Raw genomic sequence first — 23620 nt, 5'->3', positions numbered from 1 at the left:
TTTTTATGAAAATTGCGATTTTACTTATCTTAAAGTATATTTAATACCGAATGAAAAAGTTGATGCATCAAAGTCAGAATTGTTATTTAATCTCCAGTCTGGTTTCCAATCTGCATGCAGACCAATCGGTGCTGTTGGAATCTTAAATTCCAACCCTAATTGAGGTCGTAATGAAACCCAAGTCTTATTATCACCATGATCAAGAAAAGCTAATTGAGCACCGACTCCAGCGTACCAACCTAAACCATTAGTGCCAGAAAACGGTCTTGCATGTTGCCAATCAGCTCCAATAGCGACCACGTTATCATCGAACATGATTTGGGCTTGCCCGTTGTTAGCACCACCCATAGATTGTTTATATTGAACACCCCACAAATCGCCCATTGTACCATCAAATACAACGCCTATAGCTGCTCGCTGTGGTGATTGTGCCTTTGCTTCTTGTGCTCCTAAAGCTAAAACAGCCGCTGTAGCCATAGAAAGTAATACTTTTTTCATAATATGTGTTTTTTTAAAATTCAATTTAGAAAACATATGCAAATAACCTGCCAAAAGTTGCCTATATATCTTCAATCAAGCAGCAAGCCTGTGAAAATCCCCATACGTTTAGTCATTAAACCAATGAGAACGAGATGTTAAGTTCATGTTACAATAATCATTTAAATGTAATTAGTGAAATTAATTTTCAGTTTTCATTAATAATTCTTAATTTTGCCTGGCAAATAGAAACCCCAATACATATTTGCCATGCAATTAGATCCACAAAAATTCGTAGCAGAAGGACTTACCTACGACGACGTATTATTAATTCCAGCTTATTCTGAAATATTACCACGTGATGTCGATACAAGTACTTTCTTGACAAAAAAAATCAAATTAAATATTCCATTAGTTTCTGCGGCTATGGATACGGTGACGGGTGCTGATTTAGCTATTGCGATTGCACAAGCCGGCGGTATTGGTATGTTACATAAAAACATGACGATCGCAGAACAAGCTGCTGAAGTGCGAAAAGTAAAGCGCTCAGAAAGCGGTATGATTCAAGATCCCGTTACTTTATTGCAATCAGCGACCGTAGGAGATGCTTTCAAGATTATGAAAGATCATAAAATTGGAGGTATTCCCGTAATAGATGAGAATGGTAAATTAGTAGGGATTGTTACTAATCGCGATTTACGCTTTCAAAAGGTAATGAGTCAACCAATCGCATCGTTGATGACTAAGGATAACTTAGTTATTGCTCCAGAGGGTACTGATTTAGTAAAAGCAGAAGAAATTTTACAAAATCATAAAATAGAAAAACTTCCTGTTGTTAATCGTGAGGGTGTACTAAAAGGCCTCATCACATTTAAGGATATCCAAAAATATAAGCATTATCCAAATGCCGCTAAAGACACGCACGGACGACTATTGGTTGGCGGAGCGGTTGGTGTTACGCCCGACACATTAGAGCGCGTAGAAGCGCTCGTAAAGGCTGGGGTGGACGTTATTACTATTGATACAGCTCACGGCCACTCAAAAGGTGTAATTGAAAAGTTGAAGTTGGTTAAAGCTACTTTTCCGGACTTACAAGTTATCGTTGGAAATATTGCTACAGGTGCGGCGGCGAAAGCTTTAGCAGAAGCAGGTGCTGATGCCGTGAAAGTAGGCATTGGACCAGGTTCGATTTGTACAACTCGTATCATTGCGGGTGTAGGCGTTCCGCAGTTGTACGCGATTTACGAAGTGGCAAAAGCTTTAAAAGGTACAGGTGTTCCTTTAATTGCAGACGGGGGTATTAAACAGACGGGTGATATTGCTAAAGCAATTGCTGCCGGTGCTTATACCATTATGGCTGGTTCATTATTCGCTGGTGTTGAAGAAGCTCCTGGTGAAACCATTATCTATGAAGGACGTAAATTCAAATCATACCGTGGAATGGGTTCTATAGAAGCTATGGAAAAAGGATCTAAAGACCGTTACTTCCAAGATGTGGAGGATGATATCAAGAAATTAGTTCCAGAAGGAATTGTTGGACGTGTTCCATATAAAGGAACTTTGGCAGAAGTTGTATATCAATATATGGGCGGATTAAAAGCATCAATGGGTTATTGTGGAGCTGCGACTATTGAGAAGTTGCAAGAAGCACAATTTGTTCGTATTACAGGTGCTGGATTACGTGAATCACACCCACATAACATATCGATTACGAAAGAAGCTCCTAATTACAATAGTAGAGGATAATTCAAAAATGAATCATAATAAAGGGTCACTCTATTTTTTTGAGTGACCTTTTTTTATGATTATAATTCATCAGTTTTTTTCCTGAGGTAATGATAGATTTCAATCTGCGAACGACAAGGTTCTTTGTCGTTTTCAACGTAGTGGTTGTTAAGTTCGTTATTCAGAATACGTGCTTTCACATTATCTCGTAATTGAATCTGTAGCATATCCTTAATCTCATCTCTAATTTTTTTACTGTTAATTTTTACAGCTGCCTCGACACGGTGATCTAGATTTCTTGACATCCAATCCGCAGACGATATATAAATTACTTCTTTGCCAGAAGAATAGAAATACATCACTCGAGCGTGCTCTAAGAACTCATCTACAATACTGATGGCATTGATTGCCTTTTTAAATTTTGGTTGATTAGTTGCACAATAAATCCCTCTTACGATCAGGTCGACCTGAACACCAATTTCAGCAGCTTCATAAAGTTTTTTTATCAATATCCTGTCACTGAGAGAATTTACTTTCAATATGACACGTCCTTTTCTACCGGCTTTAACTTCCTCGATTTCCTTATCGATGTAATGAGCAATTCCATTACGCATATCGGTGGGGCAGACGAGGAGGCTACTACAATTTTTAATGACTTCATGGGGATTGCTTTTTGGTTTTTTGAGAAAATGGAAAACTTTGTTGATATCAGCCATAACACTTCTATTGCTCGTAAGAAGACAGTAATCACCGTAAAGTTTCGCTGTTTTCTCGTTTATATTCCCAGTACTGACAAAGCCATATTGAATTGTTTTATTACCCACCCTTTTTTTTATGATACAGAGTTTAGCATGAACTTTTTTATTAGGCACGCCTGTTAAAACTCGAATGCCTTCCAGCTCGAGCTTTTCCTTCCAGAATAGATTATTCTCTTCATCAAATCTAGCTTGGAGCTCGAGCATGACCGTTACATCTTTCCCATTTCTTGCAGCATTGATCAAAGCATTAACGATTTTACTGTTCGTAGCAAGTCGGTAAGCTGTGATTTGAATCGTTCTAACGTCGGGGTCCATCGCGGCCTCACGAAGCAGGTCAATTACTGGGCGGAAGGTGTGATAAGGAAATGATAATAAAATATCCTTTTTGATGATGATATCCGTTATCCGTTGCGTTTTATTAAGCTGTGGATGCGTAAATGCTGGATTCGTAATAGGAAGGATAGGTTGTTTAAAGACATTTGGAAAGTCCATAAAATGTTTGAAATTGTGGATTTTTTGACCGGGTATAATATTATCCTTCTTTGTCAACTGCAACTTCTTAATTAAAAACTCTACTAGTCTAGCATCCATTTCCTTGTCGAAAATGAACCTTGTTGTTTTACCTTTTCTTCGGTTTTTGACTCCTTTTGATATCTTTTCAGCTAATGTGGTATTGATATCATTATCGATGTCAAATTCAGCATCTTTTGTGATTTTGAAGACATGAGCGTCGAATTCGTCGAAATCGAAATATGAAAAAATGTAAGGAAGATTAAATTTAATAATATCTTCTAATAAAATAATGTGCTTTTCTTTAGCTGAAGCCGGTAATATAACAAAGCGGCCATTTAACGTAGTTGGGATTTCAATAATGGCAAATCGGGTTTCATATTCCCATTCTTTTTTTCGCATCGATATGCCTAAATAGAGACTTTTATCCCGTAGGTAGGGCATAGGACGGTTATCATCTAACAATAGGGGTATGACATTAGATTCAATTTCTTCAAAATAGAAATTTTTCACAAACTCCTTTTGCTTCGGATTTAATTGATAAGCGTCTTTCATATAGACATGCTGTTTAGCCATCTCTTTTTGTATCAGCGTCCAAATGCTATCAAACTTTTTTTGCTGTTTACTAACGATAGTATTGACCTCATCAAGTATTATTTGAGGGTCCTCAAAAAAAGATGAATTAGCTTCTTTATCTTTAATATCGATTGCACGCTTTAACCCTGGTATTCGTACTCTAAAAAATTCATCTAGGTTGTTAGAAAAAATCCCTAAGAATTTTATTTTAGAAGGTAGAGGTACTGTTTCATCAGCAGCTTCTTGCAATACCCTACTATTAAAACTTAACCAGCTGACATCTCTAGGAATGAATTTTCGAGCCATATTCTTTAATACTTCTTTAATGTAATGAGCTTCAAATGTAAATTTACTTACTTAATGTATTGTTTAAATAACATTAAATAATTGTTAAATATAACCACACTGACAATTGTTTGAACGCCTCTTTTGTGACTTAGGAATGTGATAAAATCTGCGCATATCATGATAACGTCAATCGACAACAAAAAAAGAGAATACATAAAGTATTCTCTTTAAACTTAGATAAATTTGCTCAGATATGCAATATAATTACATCGATATAAAAGTAAATTTATTCTTTTGTAATTGTTTTAATATAGGTATTCAAGAATGCTCTGCAATTATTGTTGGAACATTTGACTTCATTAGGTATTATAGCAGCATATTATTTGTCCATTCCTGATTTCTTTGAAATTTGGATAGCATGAAACTGATTTCCATCATAATGTGGAGCTTCTAAAGTAAGTGAAGTGGGGTACGGAGCATGCTGGTCAAAAAAGTAAGCTGTAGTTGTACTTCCATAATCATTTACAGGAAGTAGGTCTAGACATGCTTTATAATCTGCTTCGGTTGGGTTGCCAACAGAAATTGCGTAAATGCGTATAATGCCACCTTTATTTTGCTCATTTCGAACAAAAGCAACTTCCTTAAAATTGCCAGGAAGATCTTCGATACTCTTTTGTGTAAACGAATCCTTAAACATGAATGCTAGAATTGCAAGAATGGGGACAATGATAAGCCAGATTCTTTTATTTTTTTTCATCAGAATATAATTATGTATTGTTGTTCATTTTTTATGAAACACATGAATAATTTTCAGTTATTTCATGAGGATAGTTTTTCAAGGACCGGATACCGATATTTGAAAGTGCAGTAGCGACCATCGTTATTTCAATCCAGCTTGCGATGTATGATTAAGGCAGAAGCCATTAAAATCATCCCGACTAAAGTGAGATTGTAACTCCTAGTAGTTTATAAAACTCTTTCAGTATTGCTTGATGACCGGGCCAAGCTGGAGAAGTAACCAGATTTCCATCAATAATAGCTTGATCAGCAGGTATGTTTTTCCATGTTCCTCCAGCCAATTCAATATCAGGTCCCACGGCTATATAAGCTGTCAATGTTCGTCCCTGAAGTACTTTTGCTGCAGTCAAGACTTGGATGCCATGACAGATGGCAGCAACAGGTTTATTACTGTCAAAAAAATGTTTCGTGATTTCCAGTACACGTTTATTTAGACGGATATATTCGGCAGAACGACCACCAGCAATGTAAAGACCATCATAATCATCAACCTGGATACTATCGAAATCTTTATTGATTGTAAAGTTGTGACCACGCAATTCTTTATAGGTTTGGTCTCCAGTGAAGTCATGCACTGCCGTAGGAATGACGTCACCCTTTTTTCGGTCAGGTGCGACTGCATCAACATCAATACCTATTGCACCCATAGCCTGAAAAGGAACCATTGCTTCATAGTCCTCTACGTAGTCACCGACAAGTAATAATATTTTCTTCGCCATAATCTTATTTTTTTAATAGTTCCAAGTTACAAAAAAAGTCATAGTGATCTATGACTTTTTTTGTAAAGAAATGATTAAGTCAATAAAGGGAACTTTTCTCTTAAAGCACGTTTAGTTGCACGAACCTTAGCTTCCAATTTACTTCTATATGTGATGTTAGTAACACCTTTTCCTGACTCGAAGTTATTCCCAAACTCTGGTAAAGAGAATGAGTCCAATACTTCAGCACCATCCCAAGCAATTCTATTTACAGCTGTAGTCAATACCGTAGAGCCACCCATAGGGCCTGGGCTGGTTGCTAATAAAAAAACTGGTTTGCCATTAAATGTTTTACGGCCCGCAATTCTTGAAACCCAATCAATAATGTTTTTATAACCAACATTGTATGAACCATTATATTCTGCAATTGAAATCAATAGAAAATCAGATGCATCAATCTTTGCTGCAAAATCTAATGCCAACTGCGGAATACCAGATTCTAGCTCTCTGTCTATTGAATACAAGGGCATTTCGTAGTCATTTAGATCTAAAATATCGATAATATCGTCTTCTTCTTTATAATATTTAGAAACTGAGGTAACGAATGTTTTGTTAATTGAATTTCTGCTATTACTAGCAGCAAATGCTAATATTTTCATTGTATATGTTAAGTTTGATGTTCAAACGTACAATAATATTTTTAAGACAATGTCAAAATAATGTTTGAAACCTTTAAAAGTGATGTTTTATTGATCTAGGTCAAGATTAAAACGTTCGTACATACCCAAAAAACCAGTTAAGCCTCCAGTGTGAATGATTAAAATACGGGCGTCTTGCTTAAAATAATTTTTGGCAATTAAATCGTTAATAGCAAAAAAAAGCTTGCCCGTATAGGTTGGTTCAATCATAATGCCTGTATTGGAAACGAATTTTTCGACAAACTGTAGCAGTTCAGGTTTTGTTTTGGCATATCCGCCGAAGTGATATTCAGTATGCAGGGTAACAGGTTTATTATTTGGGTGTATTTTTTGAATTTCATCTTGAATAAACCCCCCACCTTTTAGAACAGGGATACCATGTACTTCGGTCTTTAATCCAGATTCAGAGACAGCTTGTTGAACTCCTGCAACAGTTGTTCCTGTGCCACAAGCACAGAAAATATGGTCATATGTTTCATTCAAGGAAGTAATTATTTCTTCACAACCTTTTGAGCCGAGAGCTCCATGGCCGCCCTCATCTATAAAATATGCCTGTGAATCGCGTCCAAAGTGTGTGTTAAAAAGAAATCTTTTATCTTTATAATCTACGCGATTTATATAGATAAGGTTCATTCCAAATAACCTGCACATAGCAATAAGGGGGTTATTAATACCTTCTTCGCTACGTAAGAAAGCAGTCGTTTTAAAACCGAATGTTGCACCAGCACATGCTGTTGCTAAGATATGATTAGACCAAGCACCACCGAAAGTAACCAAATGCTTTTTGTTTTGTGCTAAAGCCTCCTCAACGTTGAATTTTAATTTCCGCCATTTATTACCTGATATAAAGGGATGAATCATGTCATCGCGCTTTACACTGACATGAATAGACTTATTTTGCCAATCTGGAAGGCTGATTTTCTGCTCGGGACTATAAAAATTAAAAGATATCATACACTTTGTTTACAAAGTTAGTAGAAATTGTATGAATTAGGTTATTTTTGTACGATGGCTGAAAATTTAGAGTTACAAGAGCAAGATGATCAAGAGTTATTTGAGCATTTGCGTATAGAGGTAGATAAAGGACAAGCGTTACTGCGAATCGATAAATTCTTGATGAATAGAGTAGAGAATGCTTCTCGAAATAAGATTCAGGCGGCTATTGAAGCAGAGTCCGTATTAGTAAATGAGAAGCCTATAAAGGCAAGTTACAAAGTGAGACCCCTTGATGTCATCACTATGGTTCTGCCGGATCCTCCAAGAGATACTGAAGTTTATCCTGAAGATATTCCTTTGGATATTATTTTTGAAGATAATGATGTATTGATCGTTAATAAAGAATCAGGGATGGTCGTTCATCCTGGTTTTAATAATTATTCAGGAACATTGGTAAATGCTTTGACACATCATATCCAACAATTACCACAGCTGCCAGGCAACTCGGATCGTCCTGGTTTAGTGCATAGAATTGATAAAGACACGTCAGGTTTACTTGTGATTGCAAAGAATGAAAAGTCCATGACTCACTTGGCGAAGCAATTTTATGATCATAGTATCACTCGGAAATACATTGCATTAGTGTGGGGAGATATCAAAGAAGATGGTACGGTAACAGGCTATATTGGACGTCACCAAAAAGACAGGCGTATTATGGCTATGTATGGTAGTGAGGCAAATGGACGATGGTCAGTTACTCATTATCGTGTTTTGGAGCAATTAGGTTATGTCACATTAATAGAATGTCAATTAGAAACGGGGAGAACACATCAAATCCGTGCACATATGCAATCTATTGGACACCCATTATTTAATGATGCCATGTATGGTGGAGATAAAATTATTAAAGGCACAGTTTTCACAAAATATAAACAATTTGTAGAAAATTGCTTTAAGATATTGCCAAGGCAAGCTCTTCATGCCCAAGTGATCGGATTTATACACCCTACTTCAAAAGAAAATAGTAAATTTGAAGTACCATTACCAGAAGATTTTCGTTTAGGACTAGAGAAGTGGCGTCACTATGCTGCTTTATCGAAACCAACGGGTGAATAATACTTATACTTAGATGCCAAAAACATATATCAATTTTAACGGTAACATTGTACCTGAAGAACAAGAAATTTTCTCTATCGAGAATAGAGCAGTACGTTACGGCGATGGCTTGTTTGAGACGATGCTCTTTAAGGATGGTGAAATTAAGTTTTTAAATTTTCATTTAGAACGGTTACAGAAGGGTATGATTGCATTACACTTTGACGATGTCAATTTGTTTGATGAATTTTTCTTTCGTTCAAAAGTAGAAGAACTGATACGTAAAAATAATATGGTCGGGCAGCTTGTGCGTATTCGACTTACAGTTTTTAGAAATGGAGGCGGTTTATACAGTCCTAACTCTAATAAACCCTCTTACGTTTTTCAAGTATCGAGGCCAGAACCTAATCTCAAAGATAAGAAAGTGGGATTGATTGTAGATTTATATACAGAGTATAAAAAGCCTTTTAGTGACTTATCAAAGATAAAGTCATTAAATTCGCAAATTTATGTCTTAGCGGGTATCCACAAGAAAAAAATGGGTTTTGACGATGTGCTTTTGCTAAACCAAGAAGGTTTTTTATGTGAGGCATTGAGTTCTAATATTTTTGTACATTATGAAAAAACTTTATATACACCAGCAATATCTGAAGGCTGTATAGAGGGTGTTATGCGTAGGGTCGTAATCGATATGGCGATAGATGAAGGATTAGAAGTGGTAGAAGCGCAAATTAGTCCACAGATTATGAAGGAAGCCGAAGAAATATTTTTGACCAATGCAGTTCAAGGTGTACAGTGGGTCATGGGTTATAAACAAAAGAGATATTTCAATAAGATTTCTAGAATTTTGCAAAATAAATTATTAGGATGGAATTATAACGAGCCCGAATAGTTGAAGAACAAAAATGAAAAGCTCCTAAGGATATAAAATTCTTTAGGAGCTTTTGCGTTTATAACGTTTTGTATTGAAATTTCGACAAGTCAAGTAATGATGGAATGAAGAACATGATAAAAAACAAGCGTTCTAGAACATGTTAATTACTGTTTTTTCATTTTATTCTTCTTCACAAGTAGGTAGGATATATATAGAAGAACCACCCAAATTGGTATGAGCTCAACGGGTACTTTCATTCCTGTTATCCACATGATAACTAAAACTGCGAGTAGAAATAGAATGCATATATAATTACTGATGGGAAATAAAAAAGAAGGAAATTTTGTTTTGATTTCCCGTTTTATTTTATCTTTTTTAAAGAAAAAATGCGTTACTGTAATCATCACCCAGTTTATAATCAATGAAGAAACGACCAAAGACATGAGAATTTCCAATGCATTTTCAGGTATAATTTTATTGATTAATACACAAAGTGCAGCGAATAAGGCTGAAACTAAAATGGCATTGACAGGTACATGATTCTTACTTAATTTATGTAAGAATTTTGGTGCATTTCCTTGACTAGCTAATCCATATAGCATGCGGCTATTGCTGTATACACTACTATTATAAACAGAGAGAGCGGCTGTTAATACGATTAGATTTAAAACATTCGCGATTAAACTTGTCACGTAGACTGTCTTCCCAAAGAAGGAAAACTGAAAACTTTTCAAAGATTCAAACACTGTAACAAATGGACTCGTTTCAGCAGTTATGTTCTGCCAAGGAGATAATGAAAATAAAACGACTAAAGCACCTACATAAAAGATAAGAATTCTGTAGATTACCTGATTGGTCGCCTTTGGGATGTTTTTCTCTGGGTTTTCAGCTTCAGCCGCAGTAATGCCTACTAGTTCCAAGCCACCAAATGAGAACATAATCAAGGCAATAGCAGCAAGAAGACCTTCATATTTACCATCAGTACCTTGAGATAACCAACCTTTGGGGAAGAATCCACCATTATTGTATAGGTTACTTATTGACGAATCTGGATTTCCCGTACCACTAATAAGCAAATAAGAGCCAAATAAGATCATAGCAATAATTGCAGCAACTTTTACTATCGAAAACCAAAATTCGGCTTCTCCATAGACTTTTACAGAAGCTAAATTTAGCGCATTAATAATAAAAAAGAATATTAAGCTCGATGTCCATAGCGGAATTTCAGGCCACCAAAATTGGACATAAAAGCCTATAGCTGTTAATTCAGCCATACTGACTAATACATATAATACCCAATAATTCCAACCGGAGGCATAACCAGCAAATGAACCGAGATATTTGTTGGCAAAAAAACTGAAACTTCCTGATACAGGTTCTTCCACGACCATTTCGCCCAGTTGGCGCATAATAAAAAAGGCAATGATACCCGCTATTGCATAGCCTAAAATTACAGAAGGGCCAGCTAGAATAGCGGCCTTACCTATGCCTAGAAATAGTCCTGTTCCAATCGCACCGCCTAGGGCAATTAATTGAATGTGTCGATTTTGGAGACCTCTTTTTAATTCGTTATTTTCTTTTGGAGTTTGATCCACGTATGAGTTTTTTAAAGTTAATATACGGGCTAATATTTAGATAGAGCTAATATAGTATTTTATCTATAGAAATAGGATGTTTAGGACAGGTTATAACAGACATTAAGAAAAACCATAAGTATCAATTAAATCTATATTTGTCCTTTGTCAATAAAATTATAGCATCTATCACACCCTGAAAGGAAGATAAAAACCGTTGACATATTAAATGAACAACGGTTTTTGTATTGATGAGAAGGTGCAAGCTAAGCGCTAGAAGCTAGCGCGGCCAACCTCTATTATGAGTTACTTTTATTATTAATCGGAGCCTTGTTCATATCACAACCACAGCCCTTACCACAAGTTTTCTTCCCGCTAAAGGAAGCTCGCATGGTCTTTGAAAAGTAGATGATGGCCACAATAATGATTGCTCCAACGATAATATATTGAATAATTAAATTCGTCATAATATTTTATTTTAGAGTTTGATATGCGATTAAAGCCGCAATATAGGCAAGACCCGTCATAAATCCTGTTTGAATCAAAGTCCACTTCCAAGAAGCCGTTTCTTTCTTTACAATTGCAATTGTACTCATACATTGCATTGCAAAAGCGTAAAATAGCAATAGAGAAACACCTGAAGCTAAATTGTAAGCAGGTAAACCAGTATTCTTGTTAACCTCAGCTCTCATTTTACTCAAGATTGTTCTTTTCGAGGCATCATCTTCAATATCAGCATCGTCACCAATACTATATACTGTAGCCATTGTACCAACAAAAACTTCACGTGCGGCAAATGAAGAAATTAAACCAATTCCCATTTTCCAATCATAGCCCAAAGGCTCTACAATAGGCTCAATTACCATGCCTAGATAGCCTAAATAAGAGTGTTCCACTTTATAGGAAGAAATTTCATGACTTAAGTCTTCTTCAGATAAAGTAGGATTATTTTGAGTAACGATTTCTTCTGCATTTTTAAATTTATCACCAGGACCAAAACTTCCTAATGCCCAAAGTATGACAGAAATTGCTAAAATTATCTTACCAGCTCCAAATACAAAGCTTGATGACTTATCCCAAACATTTAAGAGTAAATTTTTCCAATCGGGGAATTTATATGTCGGTAATTCAAAAATTAAGAAAGACTTATGTTTTGTTTTAATTATTTTATTGAGTAACCATGCCGAACCTAGTGCGGCTAAAATACCTAAAATATAAAGGGCAAATAGAATAATACCCTGAATATTGAAACCTAGAAAGGTACTTTCTGGTATTACTAAGCCGATGATAACAATATAGATTGGTAGACGAGCAGAGCAGGTCATGAATGGTGTAACCAACATGGTCACTAAGCGCTCTTTACTGTTTTCAATATTTCGTGCAGACATAACAGCAGGAACAGCACAGGCAACACCAGATATAAGCGGGATGACCGACTTTCCGTTCAAACCAAAGGGACGTAACCAACGGTCCATAAGGAATACAACACGACTCATATAGCCCGTTTCTTCCATCAATGAAATGAAAATATACAGAATAACAATTTGCGGAACAAAAATTACAATACCACCGATACCTTTGATGATACCGTTTGATAATAAGTCAGGTAGGGGGCCTGCTGGTAGCACACTTTGCACATAGGCCGCTAAATCTCCAAATTGCATATCAATGAAATCCATAGCTGGGCCAGACCAATTGTAGATACCTTGAAATATTAAAAATAGAACTCCAAAGAATATTATGTAGCCTAATATGGGGTGTAGTAAAATTTTATCAATTGCATTTGTTATGCTTTTCAAACCTGAATCTTTTGAAATTATGGAGCTTAGCGATTGTTCTAAGTTCTTATTTCTTTGGATTGACTCTTCTTTTTGAAGGATCTGTGGCGTGATTTTATGTTTTCCCCTAATATTCTCTAGCTTATCATTTGTCTCTTTTGAGAAGAACTCGATATTTCCTTTAGCTAAATATTGCCATGTATTGTATTCACTCTCTAATGGGAAAAGCTTTTTTGCCTCTGCAAGTGCCAAAGCATGCTGCTCAGGAATGTCAAAGTTTCCGATATATATGGGAGGTATTGAATCGAAAGCCGAAATTAATTTATCAATTCCTACGCCAGTTCGCGCATTTGTTTGAAAAATTCTTGTCTTTAATAAAGATTCAAGTTTTGAGATATCAATATGTATACCTTTCGTTGTTGCCTCATCTATCATATTGATAACGAAAATGGCAGGTAACCCCAGTTCTCTAGCTTGTTGGTAAAGAATGATAGACCTTTTTAAGTTGGATGGTTCTCCGACTACAACGATTAAGTTTGGTTTCAGTTTATTATTTTGATCCACCAAAGTATTGAATACCACCTCTTCATCCAAGGAGCTCGGAAATAAAGTATAGGTACCTGGTAAATCGATGATCTTGTAGGTTTTATTATTTGCTGTTAGCGAGCCCTCGCGTTTTTCAACCGTTATACCAGGATAATTTCCAACTTTCTGATTGAGTTTGGTAATACGATTAAACAAGGATGTTTTACCCACATTTGGATTACCCAAAAGTGCAATAATAGGATTGTTCATTTATTTTGGATCGATAATGATTACTTTGGCTTCAGATTTTCTGATAGCAATCAATGAGTTACTAGCAATTATATTCAGACAGATCGGACCATTTAGAGGAGCAATATGTTTGACTTCAATTTCAGTTCCAGGTAGGAACCCCATTTCATAAAACTTAGGAGGAATTTCGTTCGAATTCAAATCCACTATTACCGCCTTCTCTCCCTTTTTTAGCTTGTCTAAACTAGATTTATCGCGCATTATTTATCTTATTATGTAATTCTCAAATATAGGGATTTTATCTGATTTAGAATGATTCTAATGTAATTCTTATGTATTTATGATAAATATGTGATATATTTAAATTATGAAAATTGATGAAGCCATACAAGTGAAAAAATTTAGTACAGAGTGGCAGCGTGCCACGGTTAACCTACTGTACACAAGTAATTGGGTCACTGCCGTTTTGGAAAAAAGGGCAGAGCAGAAGCAAATAACTTTACGTCAATTCAATGTTCTTCGCATATTACGAGGGCAATTTCCAAATCCTGTTACCAATAATTTAATTAAATCTCGAATGTTGACGAATACGCCAGATATTTCCAGATTAATAGACCGCTTAGTCTTAAAAGGATTGGTCGATCGTTGTAAATCTAACGCAGATAAACGAGCTGTAAATCTCTTGATTACAGAAACAGGACTTCAGGTTTTGGAAGAATTAGAACAAGATATGCTCTTGAGTGATATGCTGCCAAATCATCTTACCGAATCAGATTGTAAGCTATTAAATGAACTCCTTGACAAATTCCGAGGAGGTTTAGAATCCGACGTTAAAAACTTTTAATGATCATGGTCATGACTGTGATCATGATTGTGATTGATCTCTTGGCTATCTGAAGATGGATGACTATGGTCATGTCCATCGAATAAGAAATTCATCAATGCAATCGCAACACCAACAAAGACGGCTATCATTTTCTTTTTATTGAATTTATGGTGGTCAGCAGATCCTGACTCGAATAAAATCGTTGTTGATATATGTAGAAATATACCAATAACTACGGCCATAATCTTATCGAAATATTGATGAATATTACCAATTTCTCCGGTACTGATTGCTTTACTAAAAGAGAAACCTAGTGGAGTCATGGCTGCAAAGATTACTAAAAGGGTTGTAATCTTCTTTTTGGAAAGATGTGTGCTAATTAATAAACTTCCTAAAGCAAATGCTGCCGGAATATGATGAATTGCAATGCCAAAGACAAGCTCTGTTTGATGTGTCGCAGCCAATGGCATCCCTTCTAAGAATGCATGAAGACATAAACTAATCATGATTCCCATAGGAAAGGCATGTTGATGGCCTTCGTCTTGATGCAGATGCCCATGTTCAATTCCTTGTGAAAATTGCTCTAAGACAAGTTGAAACAAAAATCCTCCCAATACATATATACCTAAGACTTCAGCATCTGTAGTACGTGTTTGATATACGTGCGGTATGAGGTGTAATACAGTGATTGCGAATAAATATGCACCACTGAAAGATAATATTAATTTAAGTAAATTAGTATTATTCCTTTTGACAAAAAATACGGCTAAACCACTTGCTAATGCGGAGAAGAATAGAATACTGACTAAGATGATTGCGCTCATTTCGCTATTACGGGATTAAAGAATGTTGGCATGATTTTTTTAAAGATGTATCCGGTTGCAAGACCAATAAGGATGCCTAAAATGGCGCCACAGAGGATATCGAATGGATAGTGGACACCTACATAGATTTGGGATACCGAGATTAATGTAGCCCATGTGATACATAGCCACATCGCATGTTTCCATTTCCTTCTAAATAGAACGATCCAGAAAAATGCCAAAGCAAAATGATTGGTCGCATGGGAGGAGGTAAAGCTGAATCCAGAGCCACATCTTACTCGTATATTGACATCTTCTTTGAATTCGATGTCATTACAAGGCCTTACTCGTTTGACTGTTTTTTTTATCACATGTGACGATATAGCATCAGATGCACCGAATGTAGCAAGAGTCATTACGACAATCAGAATGCCTGTTTTACCATAAGTCTTAATGAAGAAAATCACTAAAAATAAGTATAATGGTGCCCAAGTATATGGATTGCGTAAAATAGGAAGTAGCCAGTCAAAAACCGGATTACTTAATCCTTGGTTGATGGCTAAAAAAATTTCCTGATCTATATGTACAATTTGGTCAATCATTTTGATGCTTTTAAATTGAAATTATTTAAAGACAGATTTCTCTAATCTGATTTCAAATGTATAAATAATTTCAATTTGATGTTGATATATATGTAAAAGAAACAATGTTGCAACAAAAGTATGTTAATTATTTTAGAAAAGGAAGCTCTTTATTATAAATATTAGGACTATTGTCTTATTTTTACAGAATAAACGTAATTTAACATGACTTTAATTAAATCAATATCTGGTATTAGAGGTACCATTGGTGGTCGTTCTGGAGAAGGGTTGACTCCAATCGATATCGTGAAATTCACAGCAGCTTATGGTAAAATCATTGTGAAACAGACTGGCATCAATAAAATTGTTGTAGGTCGCGATGCTCGAGTTTCTGGTGAAATGGTCAGTAATTTGGTTATTGGTACATTACAAAGCATTGGTGTAGATGTAATTGATCTCGGTTTATCCACAACACCTACCGTTGAGATTGCAGTACCTAAGGAAAATGCAGGTGGGGGGATTATTTTAACTGCTTCTCATAACCCAGGACAATGGAATGCCCTGAAATTGTTAAATGCAAAGGGTGAATTTATCAATGATGAAGAAGGTAAAGAAGTATTAGCCTTGGGTGAAAGTTTAGATTTTGACTTTGCTGAATTTGATAACTTAGGTTCCGTAACGAAAGACACTAGTTATATGCAGAAGCATATAGACGATGTATTAGCACTAGATCTTGTTGATGTTGAAGCAATAAAAAATGCAAACTTCAAAATTGCAGTTGATGCTGTCAACAGTACTGGAGGTTTATTTATTCCAGCTTTGCTTAAAGCTTTAGGTGTCGAAACTATTTATACAATCCATTGTGAGCCGGACGGTCATTTTCAGCATAATCCCGAACCATTAAAAGAAAATCTAAGGGATCTTTCCAAAGCCGTATTAGATAATGGTGCCGATTTGGGAATTGCAGTAGATCCAGATGTAGACCGTTTGGTTTTCATGATGGAGGATGGAGATTTATTTGGAGAAGAGTATACCTTAGTAGCTGTAGCAGATTATATTTTACAACATACAAAAGGAAATACAGTCTCCAATTTATCATCAACTAGAGCTTTGCGTGATGTAACGGTGAAACATGGTGGTCAATATTTTGCAGCAGCAGTCGGAGAAGTGAATGTTGTGACTAAAATGAAAGAAGTAAATGCGGTGATTGGAGGAGAGGGTAATGGCGGTGTTATTTATCCAGCATCCCACTACGGACGTGATGCATTGGTGGGTGTTGCAATATTTTTAACGCATCTGGCGAAATTAGGTAAAAAAGTCTCTACATACAGAGCTGAGTTACCGCAATATTTCATGTCTAAAAACAAGATTACGCTAACCCCTGAATTGGATATCGATGACCTATTGGCCAAAATGCAGGAAAAATATAAAGATGAAGAACACTCCATTGTTGACGGATTGAAGATCGATTTTGAAAACGAATGGGTTCATTTACGGAAATCTAATACAGAACCTATTATTCGTATTTATTCCGAAGGTCCTACTGCAGAAGCTGCAGAAGCTATTGCACAAAAAATAATGACAGAGATTGAAGCAATCACGAAATAAGTATAAAAAGTAATATAAAAATGGGCTATTCATGATAAATGAATAGCCCATTTTTATTAACTAGGAGAGGCAATTTTCGATTTCGTTTTATATTCAGATATTAATCTGCTAAAGTCGAGATATCCATACTTGGTTTAGGGAAATTCAGCTTTTTAATTTCCTGTTTACACATGTCAACCATTTCTTGGGTCATTTCATATGTATAGGTGCCGTAATCATCGTACGTAAATTTGTCTACATGAAAGAAGCCATACAGATCAAAGAAATCTGTCAGATCAAGTTTTGAAACCTCGGATGCAGTTTTTACGAAATTTAACTGATGGACAGCTGGGTTGTTTCCACGACCGCCCATAACTTGACCGTCACCACGCCTGCTTCTACGCTCTGGATTCTGCTTGCGGAAGGCTTCAAATAGATCGGGATAGAAATTAGGATTGTTGCCCTGATTTGCAAAATACAATTGCAATTGCCAGAAAGGCACTAAGCGATTGAATACATCTGGGTCCTGTAAGTAGCTTATTTTGCCATCAATGATGCTTGCTCTGGACTTTTTGTAATTCCCTTGCTCTGAAAGACGACTTTTATTGCCGTAAGAAGTGGTTACATAGAGTGAGAAAATATTGTTGCTCACTTCACCCAGTCCTCCCCAATTGAGATAAGGTCTTAATTGGTGTACATGGCCGACTTCATGTGAAAAACCCCAACACGGGTCCCCTTTGATTACGCGAGCCGGATCTACAACAAGTGGCATAGCATTACCTGGCTCAGTACCCATATAGGCAACACCGTCACCATCACGAAACATATAATAATTATAATTTACACGTGAAAGAATTTTATTATCTGGTACCTTATTGTATTTAATAAGTCCCATAATACGATGTTGTCTGTAAATCAGAGAGTCATAGTTACTGATTAGCTCAACGCCTTTACCATAAGCATATTTTTTGATGTCAGCAGTAGGGTATGCAATTTGAATATGTTTACCTTTTGCATCAATGATGGGATAAACGGCGTGATCGATTAAGTTATCCCAATCTTGATCATTATTTTTGGCGATATCAAAATAACCATTTACTTGACTTCCTATGAAATGCACAGATATAGGGGTTTCTTTTGTCGGTTCATCGGAGAAATAGTCAATATAAGCCAATCCATCAAAGTTCTTTACATCAATGATATTGATTCCATTGTTAAGCTTAAATTCTTGCTTCACGATACCCCATCCCTTTGGGTCTTTGGTGGGATCTGTTCCTTCAGGAGCACGACGGTTCCAATTAGGAACAATCAATTTAACATTATTTTCGGGAGAGATATGGTCAACAGATATAATATGACGACCTATCGGAAGATAGATTCCTGTCATGTTTTCATATTTACTATAGCCATCACCGATCATTAAGCTATGTCCTAAGGCAGTAGGACTTAGGACTGGTTTGTATTCTGCAAACCGATACTTTTGGTCATATTGATTATTAAGTAAGGAGATTGCAGTTGCTTTAACCTGCGGATTTTTGATTTTATTCAAATCAGATTTTTTGACTCCTTTTTTTAGCTTAACGGCTAGAGGGGTCTCAAATACTTGTAAGTCATGATAAGCATCTGCATAATCTTTGGCAGATTGTGCATGCAGAATGCTTATGCTACTAGCGAATAATAGTAAGGTAATAAATTTTAGCTTCATATTTTGAAGGTTAGTTGATTTGCTAAAGTATCAAATACGGATAACATTAACCCATTTTTGAATTGTAAGATTATTGTTAAGTTTAAAGCTTCAAATCTATATATAGTTAATGGTTTGAAATATCTTATTAAAAAGGAAAGCCTTTCAAATTGAATTGAAAGGCTTTCTTTATAAAATTGAGATAATTTAATGATAAGCTTAATGCGCAGATAAATTCTTCGCTTTTTCTTCATCAAAATTCGCTTCCAATTCGGCTAATTTCTTCTTACCATATGCTAATCGTGTAATCACAACGAACAGCACGGGTACAAAAAAGATAGCTAAAACTGTCGCCGCAGTCATACCACCAAACACTGTCCAACCAATAGTTTGACGAGAAATGGCTCCAGCACCTGTAGAAAGCATCAAAGGAATGATACCCAAGATAAAAGCAAATGATGTCATGATAATTGGTCGAAGACGAAGTTTAACGGCATCTAATGTTGCATCGTATAAGTTCATACCGATATCTACACGTTCTTTGGCAAACTCAACGATTAGAATAGCATTCTTCGCGGCCAAACCGATAATAGCAACTAAACCAATTTGAGCATATATATTGTTATCCAAAGTCGGTATCAAAGTTAAAGTCAAAATTGCCCCAAACACGCCAAGTGGAACCGATAATAAAATGGAGAATGGTACAGACCAACTTTCATAAAGGGCTGCCAATAGCAAGAACACAAATAAGATACATAATCCAAAAATCATGATGGTCATATTCCCAGATTTAGTCTCTTGTAAGGCTAATCCTGAGAAATCATAACTATAACCATTTGGTAATGTTTCTGCTGCAACCTCTTGTAATGCTCTAATGGCGTCACCAGATGAGAATCCAGGAGCAGCACTACCACTAACCTCGATACTTCTAAAGATGTTGTAGTGATTGATAATAGCTGGGTTTTGCACCAATTCCCAAGTAACCAATGAACTTAAAGGAACAGATTCGCCTTTCATATTATTAACATAAAGCTTGTTAATGTCTTCTATATTCATGCGATAATCTTGGTCAGCTTGTGATACTACTCTAAAATTACGTCCGTACCGTGTGAAATCATTAATATAGGACGAACCTAGATAAGCTGAAATAGTCGTATAGATCGTAGAAATCGGAACCCCCATTTTTTTAGCTTGCTCTCTATTGACAGAGAGTTTGTAGTTTGGAGTTTTCGTATTGAATAACGTATAAGCCATTCCGATTTCTGGTCTTTGATTTGCTGCAGCTAAGAATTTTCCAACTACACCTTCAAACACTTTGATGTCAACAGTTTGTTGATCTTCAATCATTAAACTGAAACCACCCGAAGTACCTAAACCTGGAATAGCAGGAGGGGTAACAGCGAGTACGCGAGCTTTATTGTAACCAGCATATTTCCCCATGATACCACCCGTAATATCGTTTGCAGTACGGGTTCTCTCTTTCCAAGGTTTTAATGAAACGAAGACCGTTGCTACGTTTGGTTGAAAAGCACGGTTAAGTATATTGATACCAGCAATAGCAGTAATATCTTTAATCTCCGGATAATCCTTACGTAGTTCTTGCTCTACTTCATGTAGAATTTCCTGTGTACGTGTGGTAGAAGAGCCCTCTGGTAGAGTAATACCCGCAAAGAACATTCCGTTATCTTCGCCTGGTATAAATCCAGTTGGTTTTTTATTGAACATATAGCCCGTACCAATGAAGATACAAAGCAAAATAATAAGTGCTAATGGTGCTTTTTTAATACAATGTTTTACACCATTTGAGTAACTGTTCGTTGCTTTTTCAAACCAGACGTTAAACTTGTAAAAGAATTTGTTAAGACCTTTCGCTTCAGCGTGAACCGCTGTAGGTTTTAGCATGATCGAACATAATGCCGGGGTTAATGATAAGGCAATAAAAGCCGACAACATAACCGAAACGGCAATGGTGATGGAGAATTGTTGGTACAATTGACCGACCATACCTGGAATGAATCCTACCGGTACGAATACTGCTGAAAGAATTAAGGCAATCGCAATAACAGGAGCTGTAATATCTTTCATCGCGCGGCGGGTTGCATCCGCGGCTGACATTTTATAATGATCGATATAATGTTGTACCGCCTCTACGACCACAATCGCATCATCCACCACAATACCAATGGCAAGTACGAATGCTAATAAAGTCAAGTTATTAATGGAGAAACCAAATAACAAGAAGAAGATAAATGTACCAACAATTGAAACCGGAATCGCTAACACTGGAATTAATGTTGCTCTCCAAGATTGTAAGAAGAAGAAAACAACTAAAGTTACCAATAGCAAGGCTTCAATTAGAGTATGTATAACGGATTCAATGGAAGCATTTACAACAGAGATTGTCTCATAACCTACTACATAGTCAACGTCATCTGGGAATGATTTTTTCAACTGTTCTAGTGCTGCATAAATACCTTCTGCCGACTGAACAGCATTACCTCCTGGAGTTTGGGAAACCATCATACCAGAAGAAACCAAACCATTTACACGTGTGCTAGTGGCATAGCTGAATTGACCCAACTCAACTCGAGCTACGTCTTTTAATAAAACAATCGACCCATCCGTATTTGATTTAACAATAATTTCTTCGAAATCGTCTACAGAAGATAAATCGGAATCCGTAATTACTGGATATTCAAATACCTGATCTGATTTTTGAGGTGTAGAACCTACGGATCCTCCCGGAATTCTTAGATTTTGCTCAGAGATCGAGGCTGATATATCAGCAGGTGTTAAATTTAAACTGGTTAATTTATTTGCATCTAACCAAACACGCATAGAGAATGGCTGTCCAAATGCAGTTACCTCACCGACACCATTGATACGCAAAAGCGCATCCTTGATATATAAATTGGCATAGTTATCCAAGAATTTAGCATCGCGTGTACCTTTTGGAGATACAAGAGAAACCAACATCAAAATATCCGTGTTTGCTTTACGTGTTGTTACTCCTAAACGCTTTACAGCTTCAGGTAGCGCAGGTTCGGCAATACCAACTCGGTTTTGTACATCTAAAGTCGCAATATCAATATCGGTACCTACTTCAAAGGTTACTGTTATCTGAGATTGACCATTCGATGTACTATTAGAAGACATGTAAAGCATGCCTGGAGTACCATTAATTTGACTCTCAATGGGAGTCGTAACTGTCTGTTCAACAGTTTGTGCATCAGCACCCGTATAGTTTGCTGTAACCGATACAGTCGGAGGAGCTACGGATGGATACTGACTGATCGGCAAAGACACAATTGAAATTCCCCCTACGATCATAATCAGTATGGAAATCACAATGGCAGTGACGGGTCTTTTTATAAAAACTTCTGAAATCATATGTTTTTGTATATCTTATTAAAGTCTGTGAAAAATTATTTTTTTGGCGCATTGGCATCTGGTGCAGGAGCTTCGGCCACTTTTACACCGGTTTGCACATTCATAATACCATCAACAACAATTTTTTCACCAGCCTTAAGTCCTGATTTTATCACTACTTTGTCACCTAATTTTAATCCCAACACAACTGGGCGTTGTTCTGCTCTACTGCTGTCACCAACTACATAAACATTAAATACACCTAATTGATCTTGAACTGCTTTATACGGAATGACAATTTCTTCATTTGCAGAGTTCGTCTTAATATTCAACGATAAGTTCATTCCTGCTCTTAAGGAATTGTTAGGGTTGTCAAAATTAGCACGTACTTTAATTGTTCCTGTTTGAGGATCTACCGCACGGTCAATAGTAGAAACTCTACCAGGAGCAGTATATGCTGTTCCATCAGGTAGTATCGCGCCAATTTGTGAAGCAGTTCCTGATTTTTGTAGGCTTACAAATTGTGGGATATCACGCTCACTAACTTGAATTTCTACAGCTATCGGATTGATAGAAGATACCGTATTTAAGCGGGTACTACCAGGGTTAACCAAAGCACCAAGGCGAACATCTGAAATTCCTACAATACCAGCAAATGGAGCACGGATAGTAGATCGATTTAAGTTTGTTTGCGCTGTAGTCACTGCAGCCTTAGCTGCCAAGATTTGTGCTTTTTGGTTTGCAAAATCAGTCTTCGCATAATCCAAGGTTTGTTTTGCAATCGCATCTTTATCTGCTAATGCTTGGTAACGATTTAAATCTGTTTGAACGCGATCTAAGTTTGACTGGGCTATAGCAAGATTAGCTTTCGCTTGATCTAATGCTGCAGTATATCGTGTACCATCAATTTCATATAGTTTTTGTCCTTTAGAAACAGATGCGCCATCAGTTACAAATATTTGCGTTACATAACCAGAAACCTCAGCAAATAAATCAGCTTCGTTTAAAGGTTTTACAGTAGCGGGATAAGTCTGGCTTCCTGTCACGACCTCTTCTGTTGCAGCTGCAAGACTTACAGGTACAACACGTTCTGCTTGTTGTGCAGCTTGTTGTTTCTGTGCATCTTTATTGCCACATGACTGCCAGATAAGCGTAGTCCCGATAAAAAAAGCTGCTAATAAATGTTTTTTATTCATGATATTCTTGGTTTC

General features: G+C 36.4%; 20 protein-coding genes. 5 read left to right on the top strand and 15 right to left on the bottom strand.

Annotated elements, in window-relative coordinates:
* Positions 1 to 24 precede the first annotated feature (24 nt).
* Positions 25 to 498 (bottom strand): hypothetical protein, encoded by a 474-nt coding sequence (locus KO02_RS14245; protein WP_038702746.1) that lies wholly within the window; start codon positions 496 to 498, stop codon positions 25 to 27.
* A gap of 249 nt (positions 499 to 747) precedes the next feature.
* Between KO02_RS14245 and guaB the strand changes: the two genes are divergently transcribed.
* On the top strand, positions 748 to 2223 hold the full coding sequence (guaB, locus tag KO02_RS14240; RefSeq protein WP_038699317.1) for an IMP dehydrogenase: 1476 nt from the start codon (positions 748 to 750) through the stop codon (positions 2221 to 2223).
* Between the two features lie 59 nt (positions 2224 to 2282).
* Here guaB and ppk1 read toward each other — a convergent pair whose 3' ends face one another.
* The 5 genes from ppk1 to KO02_RS14215 form a co-directional block, all read right to left on the bottom strand.
* Positions 2283 to 4352 carry a polyphosphate kinase 1 gene (gene ppk1, locus KO02_RS14235; RefSeq protein WP_038699315.1) on the bottom strand — a complete coding sequence of 690 codons (2070 nt, stop codon included), beginning with the start codon at positions 4350 to 4352 and terminating at the stop codon, positions 2283 to 2285.
* Positions 4353 to 4713: 361 nt separating this feature from the next.
* Positions 4714 to 5091 carry a hypothetical protein gene (locus KO02_RS14230; protein WP_038699313.1) on the bottom strand — a complete coding sequence of 126 codons (378 nt, stop codon included), beginning with the start codon at positions 5089 to 5091 and terminating at the stop codon, positions 4714 to 4716.
* Positions 5092 to 5272: 181 nt separating this feature from the next.
* A complete protein-coding gene (locus tag KO02_RS14225) occupies positions 5273 to 5851 on the bottom strand; it encodes a DJ-1/PfpI family protein (protein ID WP_038699311.1) in 579 nt (192 codons plus the stop codon).
* Between the two features lie 74 nt (positions 5852 to 5925).
* Positions 5926 to 6489, bottom strand: a complete 564-nt coding sequence (locus KO02_RS14220; protein WP_038699309.1) for an NADPH-dependent FMN reductase — start codon at positions 6487 to 6489, stop codon at positions 5926 to 5928.
* An 87-nt stretch (positions 6490 to 6576) separates the two neighbouring features.
* Positions 6577 to 7482, bottom strand: coding sequence for a 1-aminocyclopropane-1-carboxylate deaminase/D-cysteine desulfhydrase (locus KO02_RS14215; protein WP_038699307.1), 906 nt, complete (start codon positions 7480 to 7482; stop codon positions 6577 to 6579).
* A gap of 54 nt (positions 7483 to 7536) precedes the next feature.
* Between KO02_RS14215 and KO02_RS14210 the strand changes: the two genes are divergently transcribed.
* Both KO02_RS14210 and KO02_RS14205 read left to right on the top strand, forming a co-directional pair.
* Entirely contained in the window at positions 7537 to 8580 is a 1044-nt protein-coding gene (locus tag KO02_RS14210; RefSeq protein WP_038699305.1) for an RluA family pseudouridine synthase, read from the top strand.
* Positions 8581 to 8593: 13 nt separating this feature from the next.
* On the top strand, positions 8594 to 9451 hold the full coding sequence (locus KO02_RS14205) for an aminotransferase class IV (protein ID WP_038699303.1): 858 nt from the start codon (positions 8594 to 8596) through the stop codon (positions 9449 to 9451).
* 146 nt (positions 9452 to 9597) lie between these two features.
* Here KO02_RS14205 and KO02_RS14200 read toward each other — a convergent pair whose 3' ends face one another.
* The 4 genes from KO02_RS14200 to KO02_RS14190 form a co-directional block, all read right to left on the bottom strand.
* On the bottom strand, positions 9598 to 11028 hold the full coding sequence (locus tag KO02_RS14200) for an amino acid permease (protein WP_038699301.1): 1431 nt from the start codon (positions 11026 to 11028) through the stop codon (positions 9598 to 9600).
* A 278-nt stretch (positions 11029 to 11306) separates the two neighbouring features.
* Positions 11307 to 11474, bottom strand: coding sequence for a hypothetical protein (locus tag KO02_RS23820; RefSeq protein WP_158500300.1), 168 nt, complete (start codon positions 11472 to 11474; stop codon positions 11307 to 11309).
* 6 nt (positions 11475 to 11480) lie between these two features.
* The gene (gene feoB, locus KO02_RS14195; RefSeq protein WP_038699299.1) at positions 11481 to 13580 is read right to left on the bottom strand and encodes a ferrous iron transport protein B; all 2100 of its coding nucleotides are present in this window, start codon (positions 13578 to 13580) and stop codon (positions 11481 to 11483) included.
* A complete protein-coding gene (locus KO02_RS14190; RefSeq protein ID WP_038699297.1) occupies positions 13581 to 13820 on the bottom strand; it encodes a ferrous iron transport protein A in 240 nt (79 codons plus the stop codon).
* Between the two features lie 106 nt (positions 13821 to 13926).
* On the opposite strand from KO02_RS14190, the gene KO02_RS14185 reads away from it, so the two are divergent.
* Positions 13927 to 14403, top strand: coding sequence for a MarR family winged helix-turn-helix transcriptional regulator (locus KO02_RS14185; RefSeq protein ID WP_038699295.1), 477 nt, complete (start codon positions 13927 to 13929; stop codon positions 14401 to 14403).
* Here KO02_RS14185 and KO02_RS14180 read toward each other — a convergent pair.
* Both KO02_RS14180 and KO02_RS14175 read right to left on the bottom strand, forming a co-directional pair.
* The gene (locus KO02_RS14180; protein WP_081918391.1) at positions 14400 to 15209 is read right to left on the bottom strand and encodes a ZIP family metal transporter; all 810 of its coding nucleotides are present in this window, start codon (positions 15207 to 15209) and stop codon (positions 14400 to 14402) included. The two genes, KO02_RS14185 and KO02_RS14180, sit on opposite strands and share 4 nt — an antisense overlap.
* The gene (locus KO02_RS14175; RefSeq protein WP_038699293.1) at positions 15206 to 15790 is read right to left on the bottom strand and encodes a phosphatase PAP2 family protein; all 585 of its coding nucleotides are present in this window, start codon (positions 15788 to 15790) and stop codon (positions 15206 to 15208) included. Before KO02_RS14175 ends, KO02_RS14180 begins: the two co-directional genes overlap by 4 nt.
* Before the next feature lie 204 nt (positions 15791 to 15994).
* Here KO02_RS14175 and glmM point away from each other — a divergent pair, with 204 nt between their 5' ends.
* Positions 15995 to 17377: a phosphoglucosamine mutase gene (glmM, locus tag KO02_RS14170; RefSeq protein ID WP_038699291.1), complete on the top strand. Its 1383-nt coding sequence runs from the start codon at positions 15995 to 15997 to the stop codon at positions 17375 to 17377.
* 100 nt (positions 17378 to 17477) lie between these two features.
* Here glmM and KO02_RS14165 read toward each other — a convergent pair whose 3' ends face one another.
* The 3 genes from KO02_RS14165 to KO02_RS14155 all read right to left on the bottom strand — a co-directional run bounded on the left by KO02_RS14165 (position 17478) and on the right by KO02_RS14155 (position 23605).
* A complete protein-coding gene (locus tag KO02_RS14165; protein WP_038699289.1) occupies positions 17478 to 19061 on the bottom strand; it encodes a M60 family metallopeptidase in 1584 nt (527 codons plus the stop codon).
* 198 nt (positions 19062 to 19259) lie between these two features.
* Complete coding sequence (locus KO02_RS14160; RefSeq protein WP_038699287.1) at positions 19260 to 22430, bottom strand: efflux RND transporter permease subunit; 3171 nt, start codon at positions 22428 to 22430, stop codon at positions 19260 to 19262.
* Between the two features lie 35 nt (positions 22431 to 22465).
* Complete coding sequence (locus KO02_RS14155; RefSeq protein ID WP_038699285.1) at positions 22466 to 23605, bottom strand: efflux RND transporter periplasmic adaptor subunit; 1140 nt, start codon at positions 23603 to 23605, stop codon at positions 22466 to 22468.
* Positions 23606 to 23620 lie beyond the last annotated feature (15 nt).

Source organism: Sphingobacterium sp. ML3W, from assembly GCF_000747525.1.
Taxonomy (GTDB): Bacteria; Bacteroidota; Bacteroidia; order Sphingobacteriales; family Sphingobacteriaceae; genus Sphingobacterium.
Note: the sequence above shows the minus strand (reverse complement) of the source record. Positions and strands in the feature narration are given on the sequence as shown.

What these genes read in the sequence shown, in the direction of transcription:
- KO02_RS14245 (WP_038702746.1), bottom strand. Translation starts at nt 498, where the DNA reads ATGAAAAAAGTATTACTTTCTATGGCTACAGCGGCTGTTTTAGCTTTA.
- guaB (WP_038699317.1), top strand. Translation starts at nt 748, where the DNA reads ATGCAATTAGATCCACAAAAATTCGTAGCAGAAGGACTTACCTACGAC.
- ppk1 (WP_038699315.1), bottom strand. Translation starts at nt 4,352, where the DNA reads ATGGCTCGAAAATTCATTCCTAGAGATGTCAGCTGGTTAAGTTTTAAT.
- KO02_RS14230 (WP_038699313.1), bottom strand. Translation starts at nt 5,091, where the DNA reads ATGAAAAAAAATAAAAGAATCTGGCTTATCATTGTCCCCATTCTTGCA.
- KO02_RS14225 (WP_038699311.1), bottom strand. Translation starts at nt 5,851, where the DNA reads ATGGCGAAGAAAATATTATTACTTGTCGGTGACTACGTAGAGGACTAT.
- KO02_RS14220 (WP_038699309.1), bottom strand. Translation starts at nt 6,489, where the DNA reads ATGAAAATATTAGCATTTGCTGCTAGTAATAGCAGAAATTCAATTAAC.
- KO02_RS14215 (WP_038699307.1), bottom strand. Translation starts at nt 7,482, where the DNA reads ATGATATCTTTTAATTTTTATAGTCCCGAGCAGAAAATCAGCCTTCCA.
- KO02_RS14210 (WP_038699305.1), top strand. Translation starts at nt 7,537, where the DNA reads ATGGCTGAAAATTTAGAGTTACAAGAGCAAGATGATCAAGAGTTATTT.
- KO02_RS14205 (WP_038699303.1), top strand. Translation starts at nt 8,594, where the DNA reads ATGCCAAAAACATATATCAATTTTAACGGTAACATTGTACCTGAAGAA.
- KO02_RS23820 (WP_158500300.1), bottom strand. Translation starts at nt 11,474, where the DNA reads ATGACGAATTTAATTATTCAATATATTATCGTTGGAGCAATCATTATT.
- feoB (WP_038699299.1), bottom strand. Translation starts at nt 13,580, where the DNA reads ATGAACAATCCTATTATTGCACTTTTGGGTAATCCAAATGTGGGTAAA.
- KO02_RS14190 (WP_038699297.1), bottom strand. Translation starts at nt 13,820, where the DNA reads ATGCGCGATAAATCTAGTTTAGACAAGCTAAAAAAGGGAGAGAAGGCG.
- KO02_RS14185 (WP_038699295.1), top strand. Translation starts at nt 13,927, where the DNA reads ATGAAAATTGATGAAGCCATACAAGTGAAAAAATTTAGTACAGAGTGG.
- KO02_RS14180 (WP_081918391.1), bottom strand. Translation starts at nt 15,209, where the DNA reads ATGAGCGCAATCATCTTAGTCAGTATTCTATTCTTCTCCGCATTAGCA.
- KO02_RS14175 (WP_038699293.1), bottom strand. Translation starts at nt 15,790, where the DNA reads ATGATTGACCAAATTGTACATATAGATCAGGAAATTTTTTTAGCCATC.
- glmM (WP_038699291.1), top strand. Translation starts at nt 15,995, where the DNA reads ATGACTTTAATTAAATCAATATCTGGTATTAGAGGTACCATTGGTGGT.
- KO02_RS14165 (WP_038699289.1), bottom strand. Translation starts at nt 19,061, where the DNA reads ATGAAGCTAAAATTTATTACCTTACTATTATTCGCTAGTAGCATAAGC.
- KO02_RS14160 (WP_038699287.1), bottom strand. Translation starts at nt 22,430, where the DNA reads ATGATTTCAGAAGTTTTTATAAAAAGACCCGTCACTGCCATTGTGATT.
- KO02_RS14155 (WP_038699285.1), bottom strand. Translation starts at nt 23,605, where the DNA reads ATGAATAAAAAACATTTATTAGCAGCTTTTTTTATCGGGACTACGCTT.